This window comes from Mesorhizobium sp. WSM3868 (genome assembly GCF_002294785.1).
In the GTDB taxonomy this organism is placed as follows: Bacteria; Pseudomonadota; Alphaproteobacteria; order Rhizobiales; family Rhizobiaceae; genus Mesorhizobium.
On sequence record NZ_NSGB01000015.1, the window covers coordinates 17,686 to 38,700 of the forward strand.

A 21,015-nucleotide genomic window follows, 5' to 3' on the forward strand; every position below is an offset into this window, starting at 1 on the left:
GATGACAGCGCTGTTCGGTACGCCTGACATTGCAATAGGGATGAAGGGGAGCGTCAGTCGCGTGCGGCTGTTCGACGGACCTCTCGACTTGAGTTGGCGTCATTGCGCCACGACCTCGGACTTCATTGCCGATCTTTTCGCGTTGCGCTTTCAGTCGTCGCGCAATGACTACATGGAGGTGCGGCATAGCATCGGATATCTGGTCAACGAACTCATCGAAAACGCCGTCAAGTTCCGAGCACCAGGCGAGATCGTGGTTGAGGCGTCGATGGATTCGGAGTGCTTCAAGCTGAAGGTGTCGAATGACGTCGATGGTGAAATCGCGTCGGAGTTCCAAAGCCTTCTGGCGGACATCACGGTTGGCGACCCAAAGGACCTGCTGATACAGCGGATTGAGGCGAATGCCGCGAACCCCGACGTGGGGAGCTCCGGGCTTGGATTGCTGACGTTGATGAGCGACTATGGCGCACGCCTGGCCTGGATATTCAGCCCGGCCGATGAAAACGACCGTATTTGCCTGGAAACATATGCCTCCATTCCGATCTCGCCAACTCACAACTAGATGAAACGAAGCCAGATATGGAAATCAAGACAGACGACTACCGCGTGTGGACTGAGGGAAGCGATATCTTTTTCGACGGTGCAATGCGGCTTGCCAGTTCCGAGGCGGGTGCGCCGATCACGGCTTTGGCGACCAGTGTTCTTGCCTCAAATCCCGCTTCCATCACACTCAATTTGAAGGACCTTCACTTTCTCAACTCTTCCGGCATCAACCTGCTGGCGAAATTTACCATCGAGGTGCGCAAGCATCCCGATGTTCGACTTGTCGTGCGCGGAACGCCCGACATACCCTGGCAATCGAAATCATTGCCGAACCTGAAGAAGCTGCATCCCGCTCTGGTGCTTTTGATGAACTAACGTGAACGCGTCTCGATCGAGCCATCGCCCGCGACGTGCCCGCCCGGGGATGATTTCCTGATCGGTGTCCAGCTGATTTTCGGGACTGTCAGATCAGCAGCAGGCCCTTCATCGAGGCATTGCCCTTGCGGCCGATGATGACGTGGTCGTGAACGGCGATGCCGAGCGGCTTGGCCGTGTCGATGATCTGCTTGGTCATGTCGATGTCGGCGCGCGAGGGCGTCGGGTCGCCGGACGGATGGTTATGCACCAGAATGATCGCGCTGGCGGAAAGTTCGAGCGCGCGCTTGACCACCTCGCGCGGATAGACAGGCGTATGGTCGACCGTGCCGGTCTGCTGCACCTCGTCGGCGATGAGCCCATTCTTCTTGTCGAGGAAGAGAATGCGGAACTGCTCGCGGGCCTCGAAGGCCATGGCCGAGCGGCAATAATCGAGAAGCTGCGTCCAGTTCGACAGAACCTCGCGGCCGCGCACTTCGCCGCGCGCCATGCGCTGCGCTGTGGCGGCGATGACTTTTAGATCGGTCGCCACCGTCGGCCCGATGCCCTTCACTTCCTCGAGCAGGGACGCCGGCGCGCCGAGCACTTCGGCAAGCGAACCAAAGCGCGCGATCAGCGCCTTGGCGATCGGCTTGGTGTCGACGCGCGGGATCAGCCGGAAGAGAAGCAGCTCAAGCAGTTCATAGTCGGGCAGGGCGTCCGGACCGCCGGCCAAGAAGCGTTCGCGCAGACGATCACGATGGCCGTGGTAGTGCGGCTTCTCAACAGGCGCCACCTCTTTCTTCGGCGGCTCTACCCAGGCTTCAGAGAAAAACGCCCGCTCGTCCTCGACTTTTCCCATCGCCCGCCCACATCGCTGATCGAAAGAAGACCTTTGCCAGAGACTAAAGCATGATTCTGAAACGCGAAACGGTTCTCGATCATTTCAAGAAAGTAGCCGGGAGCGTTGCTGGGACATATCAAGACGCCGTGACGATGAGGGCTGCATCGCCTATTGGCGAGCGTTAAACATGAGCACCTTCGGCAGCCTGTTTCTTCACCGTTCTTGCCCCGCTGACCGAAACAGCGATGCCGAGGACGACAAGGGCTGTTCCGAGAATGTGGATCGTCGTGATGGTCTCGCCGAGAAGAAGAAACGAGAGCGCGAGTGCCGCGACCGGCAGCACTGCCATGAACACGCCAGCCTCTCCGCCGCTGGCGCGCGCGGCTCCTGAATACCAGAGCCAGAAGCCGATCACGGTGGGAAAAATGCTGATATAGACTGTCGCCAATAGGGCGGCAGGTGCTGCTGCAACGGTGCTAGACGCGGCAAGGGCGGCGGCGAGCGGCAAGGTCAGCAGCAGCGAAATGCTGCTCATCAGCGCCGCGAGATAGAGCGGCGCCAGCGGCTTGCTGATTCTCTTGTTCAGGATCGCAAACAGTGCTTCGCCGGAAACAGCGAGGACCACCAGCAGGTTACCCGCTAGCAGCTTCAGATCGAGGCCAAAGCCCTTAGCAGAGGCGACATTGACAAGAAGTGCGCCTGCCGTGACAGCGCCGACCGCGATCCAGAGCTTGGCGCCTAGCCTCTCCTTCAAGGCCAACGTTGCAACGAGGGCAGCCAACACAGGCAGAAGGCCGTGGATGACGCTGGCATTGGCACTCGTCGTCAAGGTCAAGGCGAGGATCATTAGAATGCTATAGCCCGCGCTGCCCGCGGCCGCCTGAATCATCACAATGATATATTCCTTTGCCAAGAGCCGCGGCCGCGGCGTGCTTGTCAGGAAGACGAGTCCCCAGAGGATCGGCGTCGAAATCAGGAAACGGAGGGGAACGGCGAAGAAAGGGTGCATGCCGCCGGCAATGATTTTCGAGGCCACCACGCCGGATCCGACCAGCGTCATGGCTATGGTCATGAGGGCGCCTGCAGTGATGCGTTGCGAATCCATATGTCAGCCTACGGTATAGGGGGCGCGCGAACGCGCCTCCTTCAGCGCAAGAGCCCACCACTTGAGCTGGTGGAGCATGGTTTTGACAGCGCCGGAGCTGCGCTTCGGATCGAGCGGGCCCGCACCATCGGCAAAATGCTCCCACACCCCGTGAAAGCTTACTGCGTCCCGGACGGTGACGGCGTGGAGCTCGGCAAATACCTGGCGAAGATGTTCGACGGCCCTCAACCCGCCGGAGACGCCACCGTATGAAACGAAGCCGACCGGCTTGGCGTGCCACTCGTCAGTAGCCTGGTCGATAGCGTGCTTAAGATGACCGGGCATGCTGTGATTGTATTCGGGGGTGACGACAACGAAGGCGTCTGCCTTGGCGAGCTTACCGGTGAATGCCTTCATCGCCGGTGTCGGCTCCGCCAAGAGCCGGCTGGGCAGATCAATGTCTGCAACATCGATGAGCGAAAGTTCGAATTCGTCCAGTCTCTGCGCCTCTTGGGCAAACCAGTTTCCGACCTTGTCGCCATAGCGTCGTTCCCGCGTGCTGCCGATCAGCGCTGCGAGCTTGAGCCGTTCAGTCACTTCGCTCTCCTGTCTCAGGCCAGGAAGTGATGACACACCGGGATGATCGATGGGATTGCTAAATGTTAGCATTTTCTGATCTAATTGATCGATCATGCTCGACGCGCTCACTCTCGATCAGATGCGGATGTTCCTGGCCGTGGCGGACGCGGGTAGCTTTCGACTGGCTTCGATGCGGCTCGATCGCGCGCAGTCGGCGGTAAGTCACGCGATTGCCAATCTGGAGACCGAACTCAAGACGGTGCTGTTCGACCGGTCGACTCGTCGGCCGACCTTGACCTCGGACGGGCGGGCCCTGCTGGACGACTGTCGCTCGCTGGTTCTACGCGCCGATCTGCTGCGCGCGAAGGCGCAGGGCATGGGCAGCGGCATTGAAATCGAGCTTGCGCTGATGGTGGACACGCTTGTTCCATTGCCGGCCGTCGGCAGGGCTCTTGAAGCCCTCCACGCCACCTATCCGACGGTTGGCGTCCGGTTGCAGACAGGTACCCTTGGGGAACCGATCGATTGCCTCCTGCAGGGCACGGTCGACCTCGCGATAACGGTGGGCGAAGACCTGCGCGATCCGCGCCTGGAATTCGATTCCCTCGCGCCTCTGTCGATGGCGGCGGTCGTCGGTGCTGGGCACGCTCTGGCCTTGATAGCGAAGAAAGGCCGGGTGAGTACGCCAGAGCTGGCCGATCACATCCAGATCGTCCTGATGGACCCTTCTCCTCGCTCCCATGGCCGCGACTATGGCGTGCTCTCCCAGCGCAAGTGGCGGGTCGGTAGCCAAGAGGCGAAACTGGCGTTGATCAGAGCAGGCATCGGCTGGGGGCGGCTTCCTCTTTGGTTGATCGAGCAGGATCTTGTCGAAGAGCGGCTCGTGCAGCTTTCAGCCGCTGCGCTTGGTGAAAATGGGACAACGAAGAGCTGGGTCTATCTTGCCCGACGGCTCGACAAACCCTTGCTGCCAGCAGCCAGGTGCCTCAGGTCCGCGCTTCTGGCCGGAGCCGGGCTTGGTGATACTGCCGGGCTTCCAGCCTAGGCGCGCCTCGCCAATCGTTAGGGGCATCAGACCGTGCCGATGCCGTGCCTGCGGCAGACTAATCCGGCAAGCCGGGGCGGTCGAGCTTCTTTGGCGACAGCGTGAAGATCTCGCAGCCGCTATCGGTGACGCCGATCGTATGCTCGTACTGTGCCGACAGCGAACGGTCGCGCGTCACCGCCGTCCAGCCGTCAGAGAGCACCTTCACATGCGGGCGGCCGAGATTGATCATCGGCTCGACGGTGAAGATCATGCCGGGCCGCATCTCGACGCCTTCGCCGGCGGTGCCGTAATGCAGGATGTTCGGCGCGTCATGGAAAAGCTGGCCGACGCCGTGGCCACAGAAGTCGCGCACCACCGAGCAGCGCTCGGCCTCGGCATAGGTTTGGATAGCGGCGCCGATGGCGCCGGTGCGAGCGCCCGGCCTGATTGCGGCGATGCCGCGCATCAGGCATTCGTAAGTCACCTCGAGCAGGCGCTCGGCGGCGCGCTTGATCGTGCCGACCGGATACATGCGCGAGGAATCGCCGTGCCAGCCGTCGAGGATGTAGGTGACGTCGATGTTGACGATGTCGCCGTCCTTGAGGGGCTTGTTGTCAGGAATGCCGTGGCAGACCACGTGATTGATCGAAGTGCAGGACGATTTGGTGTAGCCGCGATAGTTGAGCGTGGCCGGCAATGCACCGTGATCCATGCCGAACTCGAAGACGAAACGGTCGATGGTCTCGGTGGTGACGCCGGGCTTCACCATCGACACAAGCTCGTCAAGACAGCGCGCGGTGAGATCGCAGGCCTTGCGCATGCCCGCAAACCCTTCCTCGCCATAGAGGCGGATCTGGCCGGTGTTTCTCAAGGGGGCCGTTGCGGCGTCGAGATAGGTAACCATTCCTGTCCGTTCGCGGGTTGGCTCCTGACGCGAGCCGGTGCGGAAATTTTCTCCAGATTTGGCACCGGAAGCCGCAAGGTTCAAGGACGAAGTGCCTGCAACCGGTTTGCCGCGGGAATATTCGCTGGGCGCGCGCGTCTGGGCGTCGCAAGCTTTCCTTTCACCATCCCATGAGGTAGGCCGGGACCGCATGCAGGAGATTTACGCCCGTTGACGGCGCCGGAACGCGCAAGATCGACGGTGCTGCCAAGCAGGACCGCGTGCTCGGCCCTGATGGCGCTGCTTGCGCTTGCGCTGGTGAGCTTCGCCCAGGCTGAGGTCTCCGCCTCGACAGCGTTTGCCTCGGGCGGCGCCGGCATCAGCGCGACGCGGCAGGGCGAAACGCTTGCCTTGCTGAGGATCGCCGGCAAGGCGCAGGCCCTCGAAGCCCGCGCCGGCCGGCCACTGCCGGCAAAGCTCGTCAGCGGCAATCCCGGCATTCTCGCTCCGGCATCCGATTTCCTTGTCGCTGGCGGGGCTTTGCCGGCGGAGGGCGGCATCACGCCTGCCTTTGTGGCCGCGCCGCTCTCGCATACCAATCAGCCTCGCGCGCCACCAACTGCCTGAGCCAGGCGGTCGCAGACCTTTCTCACCTCAACTATTTCTTTCGCGCCGCGACCTGGCGACGGCTATCGGCTGTCGGCAGGTTGCGTGGCGCGTGTCCATTGGACATTTCTCGATGCAACGTATCAAGACATTCAAGACACTCACGCGCGCTGCTTCGGCAGCCGCGTTTCTCGCCGTCCAGGCAGTCATCTGCATAGGCACCGTCTATTGGGCTGTAGCCGCAACGCTTCGCGTGGAAGGAACGGCGACGATCGTGCTCGGCGTCATCTTCGCCGTGCCGTCCGCCAATCTGCTGATGGTGGTCTCGCGCATGGCCTACGAGGCGGAGACGGACCCGGCGAACCAGTAGACGCAACCTCGACAGGGGATGCCGGTTGCATCGCCCGGTCGAACGATGTGGCCAGAGCGCCGATCTGCCGCGGCAGTCGCCGGGCCCGCACCGCACTGAGGTCACATTCCTGCGTCAAAAACCGGTCAAAGAACTTTTCAGAACGAACGGCGTTGCTCCGACTTCGCCAGTTCGGGAGACAGGGAATGGACAGACTGCAATTCGAGGTGCCGGTGCGCATCACGCCCGCGCCCGGCCTGCCGGTCGAGGAAATCTACAGCGTCGAGCAGGCGCTCGATTTCCTGCAGAACTGGCCGAAGCGCCGGCAGGGCAAGGTTTATGACGCCGCGTTTAACGCCTGCTTCGGCGCGACAGTCGATGTGGCAAGCGCCGAGGAAGCGTGCCGGGCCTTCATGGCTTTCTGCCGCGTCAGCGGTTTGCTCGCAAGGGACATGATGTTGCCGCTGAAGCGCGGCGGCAGCGCAAGAGGGTTTCGCGAAGCGAGAGCGTGACGCTTTAACCGGCGAAAGATACCCCTCTGTAGTGCATTCCCACCTGCACGCCTCGAACGATCAACCTGGACAGGATCTCCATGTCCAGCGGCATATCCGGGCGCCACACATCAAGCAACAAGGCGATACGCGCCTGATCGGCGCTGTTCATGACCTCGTGCTCGAAAGTGTCGTCCCACAGCAGGCATTCGCCGTCGGCGATCCGCTTTTCCTCATGGTTGATCATCATGATCGTTGCCGGGCGGCCGTCCGCCAGTTTCGGAATGACAAGGCCGAGATGAAATCTCATGATGCCGCGAAAGGGGCCGCGGTGGGGCGGGATGTGCTTGCGCGGCGCCAGGAATGAAACAGCCGCCGATTTGACCTCGGGGCACTCGGACAGCAACCGGCTGAGGGTAGGCATCTTCCCAAGGCTTTCCGGGATCGTCATGTCGTAGGCCTTGAGCACGAACATGCGCCAATCGAGGCCGTCATTGGCCGAAATCTCGGCCTGTTCCGGCATGATGTCGTGAAAACGCGGCACCCGGTTCAGTTGCACCGACAGCGCTTCATCGCGAATACTCTGCCAGACGGCCGCGAACTTTGTCGCGTTGGGAAAATGCGTGGAGGCATCAAGAATCGCCGGTGCATCTATGCGTTTTTCATAGATACGACGCACCAGATCGCTTCCAAGATCGTACACGTTCGACATCGCATCGCCTCGACCATGTTATAATATAGTGCACGATTGCTTTCAGCTATGGGTCACGGAGATTTGTTCCGAGGCGTCAGGCAGACGTTCGGTTTTGTATCGCTGCGTCTTGGATGTCATCTGCGGACCAGTCGTGACGCCTCGATGACTTCGGGCGTCGTGCTGTCGATCGTGGCGTCTCAGCGCCAGCGGCTGGTTGGCTGCAGCCGCCGTCGTGCACCTCAGGACACACCGGGAGCGATTGGGCCGCTGCGCGGCGTCCTGTGATCAAAGAGGTTGCCAGAACGCACAAAGCCCCGCCGGCAACTTGCCAGCGAGGCATTTATCAGAACCCGATCGTCAATCAGTGGCGATCGTGTCCGCGGCCGCCGCTCTGGTGGCCGTTGTTTGCGGCACCCAGGCACTGGCTCCAGTAATCATCGTGATTGCTGCAAGAAGTGATGGTCTGCTGCTGAGCATAAGCCCCACCGGCCAAGCCGAAAACCGCGACAGTAGCCAGAATTGCATTACGAACGATGTTGGTCATTTGAGTTTCCCTTTGCTCTCATTTCCGGCAGTGCCGGTCGACGCCGTTTTTGCAGCGATCAAGTTTCGATCTGATGGCGCGCAATTTCGGCTTTGTTTCGAGGAGGCAACGCCACACGCTCCCTGTGCGTGGGATGCCTGGGACAGCCGCGATCACCTCAAAACCTTCGGACCAGCTTGGTTGTGTGCGAGCGTTTCAGGGGCAGCTGTTTGGTTACAGCCCGTGAGCTTGCGTGCGACGCGGCGGAAACAATCATCGACCATCTAGTACCGATCGAAAGCAGCCGAAGATCGCTCGCGGGACGGCTTCGGCACATGGAAGGATGATGAGCCATGTCGATCTTAAAAACGCTCAACCGCATGGGAGCGGCCCTGAAATATGCGCATGATGCCCAAAAAGCGACGCGGATGCTGAACGGCCCGCCACGCGAAATGCAAATGGATCTTGGCTGGGCAGTTATGCCGACCACCAAGTATCTTTCTTCCAACACTTGGGACGGTATCTGACGAAATTCAGCGTAGAGCCGGCTCAAGCCGCCTGTTGGGCAGGAAGGACAATCCGCAGCGTGCCGATGCCGTCTCCGACGGAGCCGCAGAGGTCAAGGCGAAGCTGGCCCAAGTCGATCTTGCTGCGCAATTCCTGGCCCATACGATGGAAACCCTGCACGGCGATTCCTACCGGATTGAGATCGATCCACGCCACTGGCTTCGTCTTGGTTCGGGTGGAGAATGTTTGGCGGCGGAAATAGACGGGCTGCTGATCGATTCTCTTCGGACCAGGCTCGGCTGCTTAGGTGGCCCGGCTATTCCTTGTGCGGAACAATATACCTGACAACGCTCTCGCCGCGCGAAACCGTAACTGTCGTATAGCCGGCTGGCAGCGAGCCCGTGACGGTCGGATCGACCACCTGGCATCGGCCGACCATTCTTCCGCTAGGAGCGCCGGCGAGTTCATCTGCCAATGAGGCACGGCATTCGTTGAGGGAGGCGAAAACCCGAGGCGCCGTATTAAGCGGTTTGCAGATCGAAGCCTCGCCTGGGCTGCACGAAAGCAAAACCATCACCGCTGCCGTAGCCGGGTCCATCGTCGAAGCTCCTTTGTGGAGCTTTAAACGCTCGCGAAATCCCTTTGTTTCAGATGTTGCTAAAATACGAGCCAATTCCCGGCGACCTCGGTGGCCGGGCCTGTCGATCCTCGGGAACAAGACGCGTTAGTTCGCTGTTATTATTAGCAGAGGCTAATACGAATGCTTTTTAGCGTCACCAGTGCGACTTCGGATGCCGTTCTCGAAGCCAGGAACACTGACGCTGAGATCCTTGGAGTCGTCGACCTCGCCAACAAGACTGATGCCAAGATCGGCACCATGCGCCTGGGGCAAGCTATCCAGTTCGTTGCGAATGCATCCGTGCTTGGATACGGAGTTCGCGGAGCGATGGTGTTTTACGGAAAAGCAGGAACACCGAGCCTCAGGGCGAGGGAATGTGAGCAGTTGTGGGCGCTATATGGTTTCGCACTCCTTGAGCCATAATGTCTGACTCAATGGAGCGCTGGAAGGCGTTCACGTTATGAAAAGCGCGAACGGATGACAGGAGCCGCCACGGATTCTCAGAGCGGGCCATTTCGCGGTCACCCGTCGGCCGTAATACGCAGTCGCTATTTGACGCTTATTGGATGATTTGCCGGGAGAGGGTGCTAACTCCCTGACATTTGCTGGTACGCCCAAGGGGAATCGAACCCCTGTTACCGCCGTGAAAGGGCGGTGTCCTAACCGCTAGACGATGGGCGCGCTCAGACGAAGCGGCTTATAATTGCGTTGCTCGCAACCGGCAACCCATCTGCCGCCACATGCGACAACTTTTTTCGCGAGCCTGCAAAACGCATGTTTGGCAACCGGAAAACAGTTCGATTGAAGCAGGTAAGCCGCTTAGTTGTCGCCACCGCCGCCGCGCCGGCGGCAGCGCCAGTTCCAGTCGCGCTCGGGGCCGACGTCGACATGGACGGATTCGGTGTGGCAGTAGGTTCCGACGCCGCCGCGGCCGGGCATCGAGCGCACATAGCTCGCCAGCTCCCACTTGGAGACGCCGGGAACCTGGATGTCGGCGGCGGCGCAATACATGTGCAGCGAGTTCTTGGCTCCGTTGGCGCGGCGGTTGCGGGCAGGGTCGCGATAGCCGGAGGTGACGATCATCTTGCGGCCGAAATGACCCTCGATCGTCTTCAGGACGCGCACCAGCGAAGGCTTCAGGCAGGCGACGTCGACGCTTTCGTTCTGTCTCAAGAGGCCGTTGGGCGCGAGCCTCGCCATGCCGGCGGCCGACGCCACCTGGTAGGAGCCGCCGCCTTCGTCCTCGTTGAGATCGACGTCGCTCTCGTCGTCGATGCCGGACTTGCGCTTGATCTCGAACAGCGCCGTCTGGCGCACGCCGGGCAAAGCATCGGCGCCGGTGATGTGGTTGCTGCTGTCGTCACCGAGGGAAGCCAGTTGCACCGGCTTGTCGCCTGGGGTCGCGGAGGCGAGGGTGACGATCGGCTTTGTCGGCGGCGGCGTGGTCTTGGCCTGGGCGGCGGGCTGGTCGCTGGAGCGCGTGTTGATCAGCGGAGCAGGCGCGGCCGAGGCCGGCGTGGTGCTGAACAGCGAAGCGAACAGCCCCTTCTTCGGCGCGGCGATCGGCTGCTGCTGGGGCTCGCCCGCTGTCACGTAGACGCCTTTGCTCATCGCCTGCACGGTCGCCTGCGCTTGCGATGCGACCGCGGCGGCATCGCCGGCAGCGACCTTGGTGGCGGCCGCTTTCGTCTCCTCTGCCGTCTGCGGCGGCGGTACCAGCGGTTGCGGCGTGTTGCCGGCGATCGAGCCGGCGTCAGCAGGAACCGCTACCGCGGGGAAGGCTGCTCCGGGCCGGGTTTCCGGCACATAGGCAACTTTTTCAGGCAACGGTTTGTCGTCTTCGCCCATCACGGTCGATGCCGCCTCTGGGGATGCCGGGGAGGTCGACGCCGCCTGCGAGGTCGAATCGGCCGACGCCGCGGACTGGGCGCTGGAAGCCGCGCTCATCTCTGTGGCGGTTGAATTGTAGGCGGGCGTGACGACCGACATCGTCGGGTCGCCGGTCGAGGTGCAGGAGGCCAGAAGCACGGATAAAAGCGCTGCCACGATGCTGCGGCTTTCCCTTCGTGCAAGGCGCCAACCCGCTGATTTCAAAATAAAATTCCCCCTCGGCATCCGGTCCGTACATCGTAGCCGCAGCACTCCAGTGCCTCTGGCGGCGACCTCCTGTTCCCGAACCGGAAACGGGATCTGTATCGATCTGCAAAGCCTCGGATTTATTGTGTGTCTGCAGGCGAGCTGAGGCTACGAAAACGATTAACATCACCATTTCGCCCTGTTTGGGCGGCCCGTCAACTCACCAGACATTACAGCCGGTTACACACGCACCTTGACATAGGTGCCCGGCGCGTCCCCCAAGGTTTTCATACGCTTGCCCGGTTTGCGGGCGGGCACGTGGATGTTGTCCTGGCTTTCGATCCAGTGCTGCCAGTGCGTCCACCATGAGCCGGCATGCTCGTGCGCGCCGGCGAACCAGGTGCTGAAATCCCCCACCGGCTTGCCGCCGGTCCAGTACTGGTACTTGTGCGCCGCCGGCGGATTGACGACGCCGGCGATGTGGCCGGAGCCCGCCATGACATATTCGACGTCGCCACCGAAATAGCCCGAGCCGAGGAACACCGAAAGCGCCGGCGCGATGTGGTCTTCCTTCGTGGCGAGGTTGTAGACAGGGATCGTGATGTCGGCCAGCGAGACGGTGCGGCCGGCAAGCTCCATCGTGCCGCGGGAGAGATTGTTCTCGAGATAGCAATTGCGCAGATAGAAGGAATGGTTGGCCGCCGCCATGCGGGTCGAATCGGCATTCCAGTAGAGGAGGTCGAAGGGCAGGGGGTCCTTGCCGCGCATATAGTTGTTGATGACATAAGGCCAGATCAGGTCGCCCGAGCGCAGCATGTTGAAGGCGGTCGCCATCTTGGTGCCGTCGAGATAGCCCTTTTCGCTCATCGAGCGCTCGACCGCGGCAACCTGGTCCTCGTCGACGAAGACCTTGAGATCGCCGGCATAGGTGAAGTCGACCTGAGTGGTGAAGAAGGTCGCCGACCTGATGCGGTGGTCGCCTTCCTGCGCCAGCAGCGCGAGCGCCGCGGCCAATAGCGTGCCGCCGACGCAATAGCCGATGGCGTTGACCTCCTTCTCGCCGGTCGCCTTCTCGACCATGTCGAGGCCATATTGCAGGCCCTCGCGGATATAGGCCTCCCAGCCTTTGGCGCCGTGGCGCTCGTCCGGGTTGATCCAGGAGATGACGAAGACGGTGTGGCCCTGCTCGATTGCCCAGCGGATGAAGGATTTCTGCGGGTTGAGGTCGAGGATATAGTATTTATTGATCCACGGCGGGCAAATGAGCAGGGGGCGCTTCAGCACCGTCTCCGTCGTCGGATCGTATTGGATGATCTCGGCGACATCGCTGCGGCCGATGACCTTGCCGGGTGTCGTGGCAATGTTCTTGCCGATCTCGAACGGCGCGTAGTCCGCCTGGCGCAGCTTCAGGTCGCCCCTGCCGGCGGCGATGTCCTCGGCCAGCATCTTCATGCCGCGCACCAAATTCTCGCCGTTGGAGGCGACGGTCTCGCGGAACAGCTCGGGATTGGTCAGAATGAAATTGGACGGCGCGATGGCGTTGGAAACCTGCTTGACGTAGAAGCTCGCCTTGTGGCGGGTGTGCTCGTCCAGGCCCTCGGCATGATCGACGAGATCGGAGGCCCAGCGCGAGGTGACGAGATAGGCCTGTTTCAGGAAGTCGAAGAAGGCATTGCGGCCCCATTCCGGATCCTGGAAGCGCTTGTCGCCGCGCTCGGGCTTGACCGCGTCCTCGGGGGCTTCGGCGTTCGGGCTCGGGCTGACCTTCTGGATGGCGTTCGCCCAGACCGTCATGTAGCCGGCGAAAAGCCGCGTCTGGGCTTCAAGCGCGCGCTGCGGGTCGGCCAGCCAGTACTCCGAGAGCTTGGAGAAGGTCTTGACCATGTCGACCACGGGTTCGGCGACGTGGTCGCGCACCTCACCCTTTTCGCGCGGCTCGGCCCAGGCGGAGGCCGCCTTGCCGGCCTGCTCGATCATGCGCGCCATGTTCAACGCGAAGCGTTCGGGATCTTTCACCAGATATTGCTCGACGGTCGAAGGTCCGCCATTTTCCGCTTTGTCCGAATCGGGCGCTTTGGACATGGTTCGCGGGGTTCCTCCCGGAGCGTTTTCTTGACATATTACCATGGGACATCTGACCGGGTCCAACACGCTCTAACCCGGCTGCCAGGAAAACAATATGACGATTAATTTTGGCGGGACTTATTTTCTCGGCGCCGGTTCGATTTGCCGCATCGCCGCCGCAGCCGCGGTGCTGTGCACGCCGTTGCTCGCGGGCGGCTGCGAGACCAGCAGCAACGCCAGCAATGCAAGGCCGACCGCGGTGACCGAGGGGCCGAAGGACACCGGCTCCTATCCGAACCTCAACATTCCGCCGCCGGTAGCCGCCAAGCAGCTCACGAAGGAAGAGACTGCCGCCAAGCTTGCCCAGCTCAAGGCCGAGCAGCAGGCGCAGCTTGCCAAGGGCGGCGGCGCGAAGCCAGCCGCCAATACGGCAGCGCTGAACGCGCTCGCCAGGACGCATGGCGACGACGCGCTGAAGCAGATCGAAGGCAAATGCGATCCCGCCCTCGACCCTAACTGCAATTAGGTCTATATCGCGCGCCGAAAAGCGCCCCCTTTGCTCGTCTGGAACTCCAATGGAAGAATTTCACAAGGTCCGCCGGCTTCCGCCTTACGTGTTCGAGCAGGTCAATCGGCTGAAGGCCAGCGCCCGCTCGCGCGGTGCCGACATCATCGACCTTGGCATGGGCAATCCGGACCTGCCGACGCCGAAGGCCATCGTCGACAAATTATGCGAAGTGGTGCGCGATCCACGCACGCATCGCTATTCGTCCTCGCGCGGCATTCCGGGCCTGCGCCGCGCCCAGGCGAACTACTATGCCCGCCGCTTCGGCGTGAAGCTCAATCCAGACACGCAAGTGGTGGCGACGCTCGGCTCGAAGGAGGGCTTTGCCAACATGGCGCAGGCGATCACCGCGCCCGGCGACGTCATCCTGTGCCCCAATCCGACCTACCCGATCCACGCCTTCGGCTTCATCATGTCGGGCGGCGTCATCCGGTCGCTGCAGGTGGAACCGGATGACGGCTTCATCCCGGCGGTCGAGCGCGGCATCCGCCACTCGATTCCGAGGCCGCTGGCGCTGATCCTCAACTATCCGTCGAACCCGACAGCGCTTGTCGCCTCGCTCGATTTCTACAAGGACGTGGTCGCCTTCGCGAAGAAGAACGACATCATCATCCTGTCGGACCTTGCCTATTCCGAGATCTATTTCGACGGCAATCCGCCGCCTTCGGTGCTCCAGGTTCCAGGGGCGATGGATGTCTGCGTCGAGTTCACCTCGATGTCGAAGACTTTTTCCATGCCCGGCTGGCGTATGGGCTTCGCGGTCGGCAACGAGCGGCTGATCGCGGCGCTGACGCGCGTCAAATCCTATCTCGACTACGGCGCCTTCACGCCGATCCAGGTCGCGGCGGCGCATGCGCTCAACGGCGACGGCGCCGACATCGCCGAGGTGCGCGAGATCTATCACAAGCGGCGCGATGTGATGGTCGATTCCTTCGGCCGTGCCGGCTGGACCATTCCGGCGCCGGCGGCCTCGATGTTCGCCTGGGCGCCGATTCCGGAACAGTTCCGCCAGCTCGGCTCGCTCGAATTCTCCAAGCTGCTCATCGAGCACGCCGACGTCGCGGTGGCGCCGGGCATCGGCTTCGGTGAGCATGGCGACGATTTTGTTCGTGTGGCGCTGGTCGAGAACGAGCACCGGATCCGCCAGGCGGCGCGCAACATCAAGCGCTTCCTGGCCTCGACCGCCAAGCAGCCCAACAATGTTGTGCCGCTCACCGCGCGCCGCTGAATTTACCGCACATCACACCGACCAATCTTTGAGGGGCGTCGCCGGACATGGCTGAAGCGTTGCGTGTTGGAATTGCCGGCCTTGGCACGGTGGGCGCCTCGGTGGCGCGCGTGCTCAACGACAAGGCCGCCGAGCTCACCCGCCAATGCGGTCGCGACATTGTCGTCGCAGCGGTTTCGGCGCGCGATCCGAAGCGGGACCGCGGTGTCGATCTGGGCGGCACCAAATGGTTCGACGATGCCGCGAAGATGGCCGAGAAGGCCGACATTGATGTCTTCGTCGAGCTGATCGGCGGCGACGAAGGGCCAGCGCGTGCATCGGTCAAGGCGGCGCTCGAGGCCGGCCGCCATGTCGTGACGGCCAACAAGGCGCTGTTGGCCAAGCACGGCGTGCAACTCGCCGAGGTCGCCGAGAAGAAGGGCGTGCTGCTCAACTACGAGGCTGCGGTGGCCGGCGGCATCCCGGTCATCAAGACGATGCGCGAGGCGATGGCCGGCAACCAGGTCACCCGCGTCTTCGGCATCCTCAACGGCACCTGCAACTACATTCTGACCCGCATGGAGGCCGAAGGCATCTCTTTCGATGCCTGCCTCAAGGACGCGCAGCGCCTCGGCTATGCCGAAGCCGACCCGACCTTCGACATCGAAGGCCATGACACGGCGCACAAGCTGTCGATCCTGACCAGCCTTGCGTTCGGCACGAAGATCGCCGCCAACGACATTTACATGGAGGGCATCTCCAACATCACCCAGGCCGACATTCGCGCCGCAGCCGAGCTCGGCTACCGCATCAAGCTGCTCGGCGTCGCGCAGCGCACCGACAGCGGCATCGAGCAGCGCGTGCATCCGACCATGGTGCCGACGGCCTCGGTCATCGCGCAGGTGCATGGCGTCACCAATGCCGTGGCGATCGAGACCGACATCCTGGGCGAGCTTTTGCTCTCCGGCCCCGGCGCCGGCGGCAATGCCACCGCCTCGGCGGTGGTCGGCGACATTGCCGATATCGCCAAGAGCCGGCCGGGCTTCCAGCACGGGCCGGTCTTCGGCTGGCCGGCGAAGGAATTGAAGCCCTACAGGAAAGCGCAGATGCGCAGCCATGCCGGCGGCTATTTCATCCGGCTGACCGTGCACGACCGCATCGGCGTCTTCGCGGCGATCGCCAAGCGCATGGCCGACAACGATATTTCACTGGAATCGATCGTCCAGCAGGCCGCCGGGCCGGCTACCGAAGCGCAGAAGACCGTCATCCTCGTCACCCACGAGACAACGGAAGCGGCGGTGCGCAAGGCGGTCGAAGGCGTCACCAAGGACGGCCATCTTACCGACAAGCCGCAGGTGATCCGTATCGAGCGGGCGGAATAGTTCGAGTCATATTTCACCTTTAATCGATTGATATTGCTGCCATTTCAAAAATTGACATGGCAAGTCTTGCCGTTGTCATGGAGCTTTGCCAGAAGAAGCGCGCTTCTGGCGGGAGGCAAAGCGCAGTTTCAACGAGGAATGCCCATCCATGAACATGGCCCAAAACATCGTAGCCGGCCTCGATCGTATCCTCACCATGGAAGTGGTGCGTGTGACCGAAAGGGCCGCGGTCGCCGCTGCCAGGCTGCGCGGTCGCGGCGATGAGAAGGCGGCCGACCAGGTCGCGGTCGATGCGATGCGCCAGGAACTCAACCGGTTGGCCATCAAGGGTACCGTGGTCATCGGCGAGGGCGAGCGCGACGAGGCGCCGATGCTCTATATCGGCGAAGAGGTCGGCACCGGCAAAGGCCCGGCCGTCGACATCGCGCTCGATCCGCTCGAAGGCACGACGATCTGCGCCAAGAACCTTCCCAACGCGCTTGCCGTCATCGCCATCGCGGAAAAGGGCAGCCTGCTGTTCGCGCCCGACGTCTACATGGACAAGATCGCCATCGGGCCGGGATACCCGGACAGCCTGATCGACATCGACGCGCCGCCGGCCGAGAACATCGCCAATCTCGCCAAGGCCAAGGGCGTGGCGGTGCCCGACATCACCGCCTGCATCCTCGACCGGCCGCGCCATGCCAAGCTGATCGACGCGGTGCGGGCCACGGGCGCCGCCATCCGGCTGATCGGCGACGGCGACGTCGCCGGCGTCATCCACACCACCGATCCGGAAGAGACCGGCATCGACATCTATCTCGGCACCGGCGGCGCGCCGGAAGGGGTGCTGGCCGCGGCGGCGCTTCGCTGCACGGGCGGACAGATGCAGGGCCGGCTGATCCTCGACACGCCGGAGAAGATTGCACGGGCCGAAAAGATGGGCATTTCGGATCCGAAGCGGGTCTATCGCGCGCAGGACATGGCGCGCGGCGACGTGCTGTTCGCGGCGACCGGCGTCACCGACGGCAATCTGCTCGGCGGAGTGAAGTTCGGGCGCACCTTCATCACCACTCACACCATCGTGCTGCGCTCGTCCTCGCGCACAGTGCGCGAGATCAAGGCGCGCCACCAGGATCTGGAAAAGTTCTGATTTCGTCCTTGTAGACACTTTCGCGCAATTACGGTCGGAGCGCCCTTCCACAGTTTTCCGGGGTGGTTCGCTTTCCCGGAATTGCTAGGGCTGTCGCATCTTGATATCTGCCGAAGGATGGTGTGCAGACGGCGCGTCTCATGATGGGCGAGAGACGCTTCTTCCTCGATGTCAGGCAGTCGGCGACCGGTGTTTCCTGGGAGCACCGGCTGACCGAGCGGCAGGACATGGCCGCTTTGGCCATCGCGCAGGGTCATGGCGTGCCGGACATCGTCGCAAGGGTGCTGGCTGGCCGCGGCGTGACGGTCGAGCAGACCGAGCGCTTCCTCGATCCGACCATTCGCGAGCTTTTGCCGAACCCGGCCTCGCTGACCGACATGGAGAAGGCGGCGGCGCGCATCGCGGATGCGGTCGTGGCCGGCGAGAGGGTGGCGATCTTCGGCGACTACGATGTCGACGGCGCCGCGTCGTCGGCGCTGCTGAAGCGCTTTCTGGCGCATTTTTCGGTGCCGTCCGAGATCTATATCCCCGACCGCATCTTCGAAGGCTACGGCCCGAATCCGGAAGCTATGCGCGAGCTGATCTCGCGCGGCGCGAAGCTGATCGTCACCGTCGACTGCGGCACCAACAGCGCCGTGTCGATCGAGGCGGCGAAAGATGCCGGCGCCGATGTCGTGGTGCTCGACCATCACCAAGTCGGCGGACCGCTGCCGGCGGCGGATGCGGTGGTCAATCCGAACCGGGAGGACGACCTTTCGGGGCAGGGGCATCTCTGCGCCGCCGGTGTGGTCTTCCTGTGCCTGGTGCAGACGGCGAAGGTGCTTCGCGAACGCTTGCCAAACGTCGCGCCGGTCGATCTGCTTTCGTTGCTCGACCTCGCCGCGCTGGCGACCGTTTGCGACGTGGTGCCGCTCACCGGCGTCAACCGCGCTTTCGTAGTCAAGGGGCTGCAGGTGGCGCGCCAGCAGAAAAATGAGGGGCTGGCGGCGCTTGCGCGGGTCTCGCGCATCGGCGAGCCGATAAATACCTTCCATCTCGCCTATCTGATCGGGCCGCGCATCAATGCCGGCGGGCGCATCGGCGATGCCGCGCTCGGCAGCAGGCTGCTTGCCACCGAGGATCCCGTTGAAGCCGCAAGCATTGCCGAGACGCTCGACCGGCTGAACCAGGAACGGCAGCAGATGGAACTGGAGATGCTGGCGCAGGCGCGCGCCGAGGCCGACGCGGAGCTTGCCGGCGGCACCGGCCCTGGCATCGTCGTGACCGCAAGCAACAGCTGGCATCCCGGCATCGTCGGGCTGCTGGCCTCGCGGCTCAAGGACCATGCGCGCCGTCCCGCTTTCGCAATCGCCTTCAATGCCAATGGGATCGGCACCGGCTCGGGGCGCTCGGTCTCCGGTTTCGATCTCGGCCGGCTGGTGCGCGAGGCGGCGCAGGCCGGCCTGATCGCCAAGGGCGGCGGTCACGGCATGGCGGCAGGCATCACCGTGGAACGTGCCAAGCTCGGCGCGCTTCGGGCTTTCTTCGAGGAGCGCGCGGCGGCGGATGTGTTCCGGCTGCAGAGCGAGGAAAGCCTGGCGATCGACGGCGCCTTAGCCGCGGAGGGCGCGACGCTGGCGCTGCTCGATGCGCTGGAGAAAGCCGGCCCGTTCGGCGCCGGACACATCGCGCCGGTGTTTGTGCTGCCGCGCCACAGACTCATCGATGCGCGGCCGATCGGCACCAACCACATCCGCGCCGACCTGCAGTCGCAAAGCGGCGGCAACCTCCAGGCGATCGCGTTCCGCGCCGTCGACACCGCGCTCGGCGAATTCCTGTTCAAGAACAGGGGCAAGACCGTGCATATAGCCGGTTCGCTGTCGGGCAATTACTGGAACGGCAACCGCTCAGTGCAATTCCGCATCACAGATGCCGCGATTGCTTGACTGACGCTTCGGATCAGGCGAGCACCGTCTGCAGCCGCCGCAATTCGCTGATCTGGGACATGGTCGCCTGATAGCCGATGCGGATCGCCTCGTCTGCGCGGTGGAACTCGGTCAGTCCGATATGGCTGAGCTTCGGCTGCAGCGACATGTCGGGCGGATCGCCGGCGAGCCTGGCGCGCGAGATCCGGTCCTGGATGATGTTGAAGGCCTCGACCATGACGCCGGTGATGCCGAGGCGGGTCTGGTGCGGCGGGTGCTGGGGATTGACCTGACCGGGACGCGGCGCGTCGTTCTCGATGACGAGTTCACCCGCGCTGTGCTTGATCACCGCGGCACGCCCGAACAGATCGTAGTGGAGGTTGACGGCCACGACCAGCGGCTGCTCGTAGGCGCGACAGACCGAGACCGGCACCGGATTGACCAGCGCGCCGTCGACCAGCACGCGCCCGTTGCAGTTCACGGGCTCGAAGACGCCGGGCAGCGCGTAGGACGCGCGCATGGCGGTGATGAGCGAACCTTTCGACAGCCAGATTTCGTGGCCGGTGCGGATTTCGGAAGCGACGGCGACGAAGGGCTTCGACAGTTCCTCAAAACGGATACCGTCGACATGTTCGCGCAGCCGCGCATCGAGCTTCATGCCGCCGAACAGGCCGCTGCCGCGCAGATTGAGATCGAGCAGTCCGAAGAGGCGCCGCTTGGTCAGGCTTCTGGCGAACTCTTCCAGTTCGTCCAATTTGCCGGCGAGATAGCAGCCGCCGACCAGCGCGCCGATCGAGGTGCCCGCTATCATCGAAACTTCGATGCCGGCTTCGTCCAGCGCGCGCAGCACGCCGATATGGGCCCAGCCACGAGCACAGCCGCCGCCGAGCGCTAGCGAGATGCCCATCTTCTTCGCCGATTTCGGATCGAGCACGCCGCCGGACGATGCAAGGCCGTTGGCCTCCTGAACGTCAGGTCTGCTGCGCAATGACGCCCATTCGAGCATCATGATCTCCCTTGTCCCGTGTCCCTTCTATCACAAGGATGTTTGAGAATAGTGAATATGAGTGGTTTGTGAATATCGAATGGTTCACGCCGGCTTCCGATACGTTTCTTGCGCATCGAACAGCGGCTTGCTGCCATCGTCGGCAAGCACCGCCTTGCCGTCGCTGAGCCCCACCGTCCGATAAAAGCAGGAACGCCTACCGGTGTGACAAGTTGCGTCCTGGCCCAATACTTTGACGCTCAACCAAATCGCGTCCTGGTCACAATCCGTGCGCATCTCGAGGACGCGCTGGACGTTGCCCGAGGTCTCGCCCTTTTTCCACAGCGCGTTGCGGGAACGCGACCAATAGTGGGCGATGCCGGTTTCGAGCGTCAGCGCCAGCGCCTCGGCATTCATATGCGCGACCATCAAAAGCATGCCGTCGCCGGCGTCGGTGACGACGACGGTCACGAGGCCGGCAGCATCGAAGCGCGGAGAAAGGACGGTGCCTTCCTCCAGCGCCTTCTTGTCTGCCGGGGCTTTGGGAAATTGCAGTGCCGACATTGCCGGTTCGTCTTTTTGTTGGACCATGATCTT

General features: G+C 62.7%; 24 protein-coding genes and 1 tRNA gene. 14 read left to right on the forward strand and 11 right to left on the reverse strand.

Annotated features, from left to right (window positions below; translation table 11 throughout):
• Position 1: 1 nt before the first annotated feature.
• Both CK221_RS21770 and CK221_RS21775 read left to right on the forward strand, forming a co-directional pair.
• Complete coding sequence (locus CK221_RS21770) at positions 2-562, forward strand: ATP-binding protein (protein WP_176477834.1); 561 nt, start codon at positions 2-4, stop codon at positions 560-562.
• Positions 563-579: 17 nt separating this feature from the next.
• Positions 580-918, forward strand: coding sequence for a hypothetical protein (locus tag CK221_RS21775; RefSeq protein WP_067000080.1), 339 nt, complete (start codon positions 580-582; stop codon positions 916-918).
• A gap of 88 nt (positions 919-1,006) precedes the next feature.
• Here CK221_RS21775 and radC read toward each other — a convergent pair whose 3' ends face one another.
• The 3 genes from radC to CK221_RS21790 all read right to left on the reverse strand — a co-directional run bounded on the left by radC (position 1,007) and on the right by CK221_RS21790 (position 3,422).
• Positions 1,007-1,759, reverse strand: a complete 753-nt coding sequence (gene radC, locus CK221_RS21780) for a DNA repair protein RadC (RefSeq protein ID WP_095779209.1) — start codon at positions 1,757-1,759, stop codon at positions 1,007-1,009.
• A 163-nt stretch (positions 1,760-1,922) separates the two neighbouring features.
• Positions 1,923-2,813 carry a DMT family transporter gene (locus tag CK221_RS21785; protein WP_179295185.1) on the reverse strand — a complete coding sequence of 297 codons (891 nt, stop codon included), beginning with the start codon at positions 2,811-2,813 and terminating at the stop codon, positions 1,923-1,925.
• Between the two features lie 36 nt (positions 2,814-2,849).
• Complete coding sequence (locus CK221_RS21790) at positions 2,850-3,422, reverse strand: NAD(P)H-dependent oxidoreductase (RefSeq protein ID WP_095779299.1); 573 nt, start codon at positions 3,420-3,422, stop codon at positions 2,850-2,852.
• Between the two features lie 94 nt (positions 3,423-3,516).
• On the opposite strand from CK221_RS21790, the gene CK221_RS21795 reads away from it, so the two are divergent.
• Positions 3,517-4,449 carry a LysR family transcriptional regulator gene (locus CK221_RS21795; protein ID WP_095779211.1) on the forward strand — a complete coding sequence of 311 codons (933 nt, stop codon included), beginning with the start codon at positions 3,517-3,519 and terminating at the stop codon, positions 4,447-4,449.
• A gap of 58 nt (positions 4,450-4,507) precedes the next feature.
• On the opposite strand, the gene map is transcribed toward CK221_RS21795, so the two are convergent.
• The gene (gene map / locus CK221_RS21800; RefSeq protein ID WP_067000098.1) at positions 4,508-5,335 is read right to left on the reverse strand and encodes a type I methionyl aminopeptidase; all 828 of its coding nucleotides are present in this window, start codon (positions 5,333-5,335) and stop codon (positions 4,508-4,510) included.
• A gap of 210 nt (positions 5,336-5,545) precedes the next feature.
• Between map and CK221_RS21805 the strand changes: the two genes are divergently transcribed.
• From CK221_RS21805 to CK221_RS21815, 3 genes are all read left to right on the forward strand, one after another.
• Entirely contained in the window at positions 5,546-5,941 is a 396-nt protein-coding gene (locus CK221_RS21805) for a hypothetical protein (RefSeq protein ID WP_245430705.1), read from the forward strand.
• Positions 5,942-6,053: 112 nt separating this feature from the next.
• Positions 6,054-6,290, forward strand: coding sequence for a hypothetical protein (locus CK221_RS21810; RefSeq protein WP_095779213.1), 237 nt, complete (start codon positions 6,054-6,056; stop codon positions 6,288-6,290).
• 185 nt (positions 6,291-6,475) lie between these two features.
• Positions 6,476-6,781, forward strand: a complete 306-nt coding sequence (locus CK221_RS21815) for a DUF982 domain-containing protein (RefSeq protein WP_095779214.1) — start codon at positions 6,476-6,478, stop codon at positions 6,779-6,781.
• A gap of 4 nt (positions 6,782-6,785) precedes the next feature.
• On the opposite strand, the gene CK221_RS21820 is transcribed toward CK221_RS21815, so the two are convergent.
• A complete protein-coding gene (locus CK221_RS21820) occupies positions 6,786-7,472 on the reverse strand; it encodes an aspartyl/asparaginyl beta-hydroxylase domain-containing protein (RefSeq protein WP_095779215.1) in 687 nt (228 codons plus the stop codon).
• A 343-nt stretch (positions 7,473-7,815) separates the two neighbouring features.
• The gene (locus CK221_RS29920; RefSeq protein ID WP_143749086.1) at positions 7,816-7,998 is read right to left on the reverse strand and encodes a hypothetical protein; all 183 of its coding nucleotides are present in this window, start codon (positions 7,996-7,998) and stop codon (positions 7,816-7,818) included.
• 332 nt (positions 7,999-8,330) lie between these two features.
• Here CK221_RS29920 and CK221_RS30375 point away from each other — a divergent pair, with 332 nt between their 5' ends.
• The 3 genes from CK221_RS30375 to CK221_RS21835 all read left to right on the forward strand — a co-directional run bounded on the left by CK221_RS30375 (position 8,331) and on the right by CK221_RS21835 (position 9,526).
• Complete coding sequence (locus CK221_RS30375; RefSeq protein ID WP_095779216.1) at positions 8,331-8,504, forward strand: hypothetical protein; 174 nt, start codon at positions 8,331-8,333, stop codon at positions 8,502-8,504.
• 34 nt (positions 8,505-8,538) lie between these two features.
• Entirely contained in the window at positions 8,539-8,829 is a 291-nt protein-coding gene (locus CK221_RS29925; RefSeq protein WP_143749087.1) for a hypothetical protein, read from the forward strand.
• Between the two features lie 415 nt (positions 8,830-9,244).
• Positions 9,245-9,526, forward strand: coding sequence for a hypothetical protein (locus CK221_RS21835; protein WP_095779218.1), 282 nt, complete (start codon positions 9,245-9,247; stop codon positions 9,524-9,526).
• Positions 9,527-9,709: 183 nt separating this feature from the next.
• Here CK221_RS21835 and CK221_RS21840 read toward each other — a convergent pair.
• The 3 genes from CK221_RS21840 to phaC all read right to left on the reverse strand — a co-directional run bounded on the left by CK221_RS21840 (position 9,710) and on the right by phaC (position 13,261).
• Positions 9,710-9,784: transfer RNA gene (locus tag CK221_RS21840), tRNA-Glu, on the reverse strand.
• 138 nt (positions 9,785-9,922) lie between these two features.
• The gene (locus CK221_RS21845; RefSeq protein ID WP_245430706.1) at positions 9,923-11,149 is read right to left on the reverse strand and encodes a YcbK family protein; all 1,227 of its coding nucleotides are present in this window, start codon (positions 11,147-11,149) and stop codon (positions 9,923-9,925) included.
• Between the two features lie 270 nt (positions 11,150-11,419).
• Entirely contained in the window at positions 11,420-13,261 is a 1,842-nt protein-coding gene (gene phaC / locus CK221_RS21850; RefSeq protein ID WP_095779220.1) for a class I poly(R)-hydroxyalkanoic acid synthase, read from the reverse strand.
• A gap of 97 nt (positions 13,262-13,358) precedes the next feature.
• Here phaC and CK221_RS21855 point away from each other — a divergent pair, with 97 nt between their 5' ends.
• From CK221_RS21855 to recJ, 5 genes are all read left to right on the forward strand, one after another.
• Positions 13,359-13,769, forward strand: coding sequence for a hypothetical protein (locus tag CK221_RS21855; protein ID WP_164748201.1), 411 nt, complete (start codon positions 13,359-13,361; stop codon positions 13,767-13,769).
• 49 nt (positions 13,770-13,818) lie between these two features.
• Positions 13,819-15,036 carry an LL-diaminopimelate aminotransferase gene (locus CK221_RS21860; protein WP_095779221.1) on the forward strand — a complete coding sequence of 406 codons (1,218 nt, stop codon included), beginning with the start codon at positions 13,819-13,821 and terminating at the stop codon, positions 15,034-15,036.
• A 47-nt stretch (positions 15,037-15,083) separates the two neighbouring features.
• Entirely contained in the window at positions 15,084-16,397 is a 1,314-nt protein-coding gene (locus CK221_RS21865; protein WP_095779222.1) for a homoserine dehydrogenase, read from the forward strand.
• A 148-nt stretch (positions 16,398-16,545) separates the two neighbouring features.
• Positions 16,546-17,529: a class II fructose-bisphosphatase gene (gene glpX, locus CK221_RS21870; RefSeq protein ID WP_082980638.1), complete on the forward strand. Its 984-nt coding sequence runs from the start codon at positions 16,546-16,548 to the stop codon at positions 17,527-17,529.
• Positions 17,530-17,669: 140 nt separating this feature from the next.
• Positions 17,670-19,454: a single-stranded-DNA-specific exonuclease RecJ gene (recJ, locus tag CK221_RS21875; protein ID WP_095779223.1), complete on the forward strand. Its 1,785-nt coding sequence runs from the start codon at positions 17,670-17,672 to the stop codon at positions 19,452-19,454.
• Between the two features lie 13 nt (positions 19,455-19,467).
• Here recJ and CK221_RS21880 read toward each other — a convergent pair whose 3' ends face one another.
• Together CK221_RS21880 and hisI are read right to left on the reverse strand one after the other, a co-directional pair.
• Positions 19,468-20,439 carry a patatin family protein gene (locus tag CK221_RS21880; RefSeq protein WP_067000906.1) on the reverse strand — a complete coding sequence of 324 codons (972 nt, stop codon included), beginning with the start codon at positions 20,437-20,439 and terminating at the stop codon, positions 19,468-19,470.
• 84 nt (positions 20,440-20,523) lie between these two features.
• Positions 20,524-20,982 (reverse strand): phosphoribosyl-AMP cyclohydrolase, encoded by a 459-nt coding sequence (hisI, locus tag CK221_RS21885; protein WP_067000908.1) that lies wholly within the window; start codon positions 20,980-20,982, stop codon positions 20,524-20,526.
• Positions 20,983-21,015: the final 33 nt, after the last annotated feature.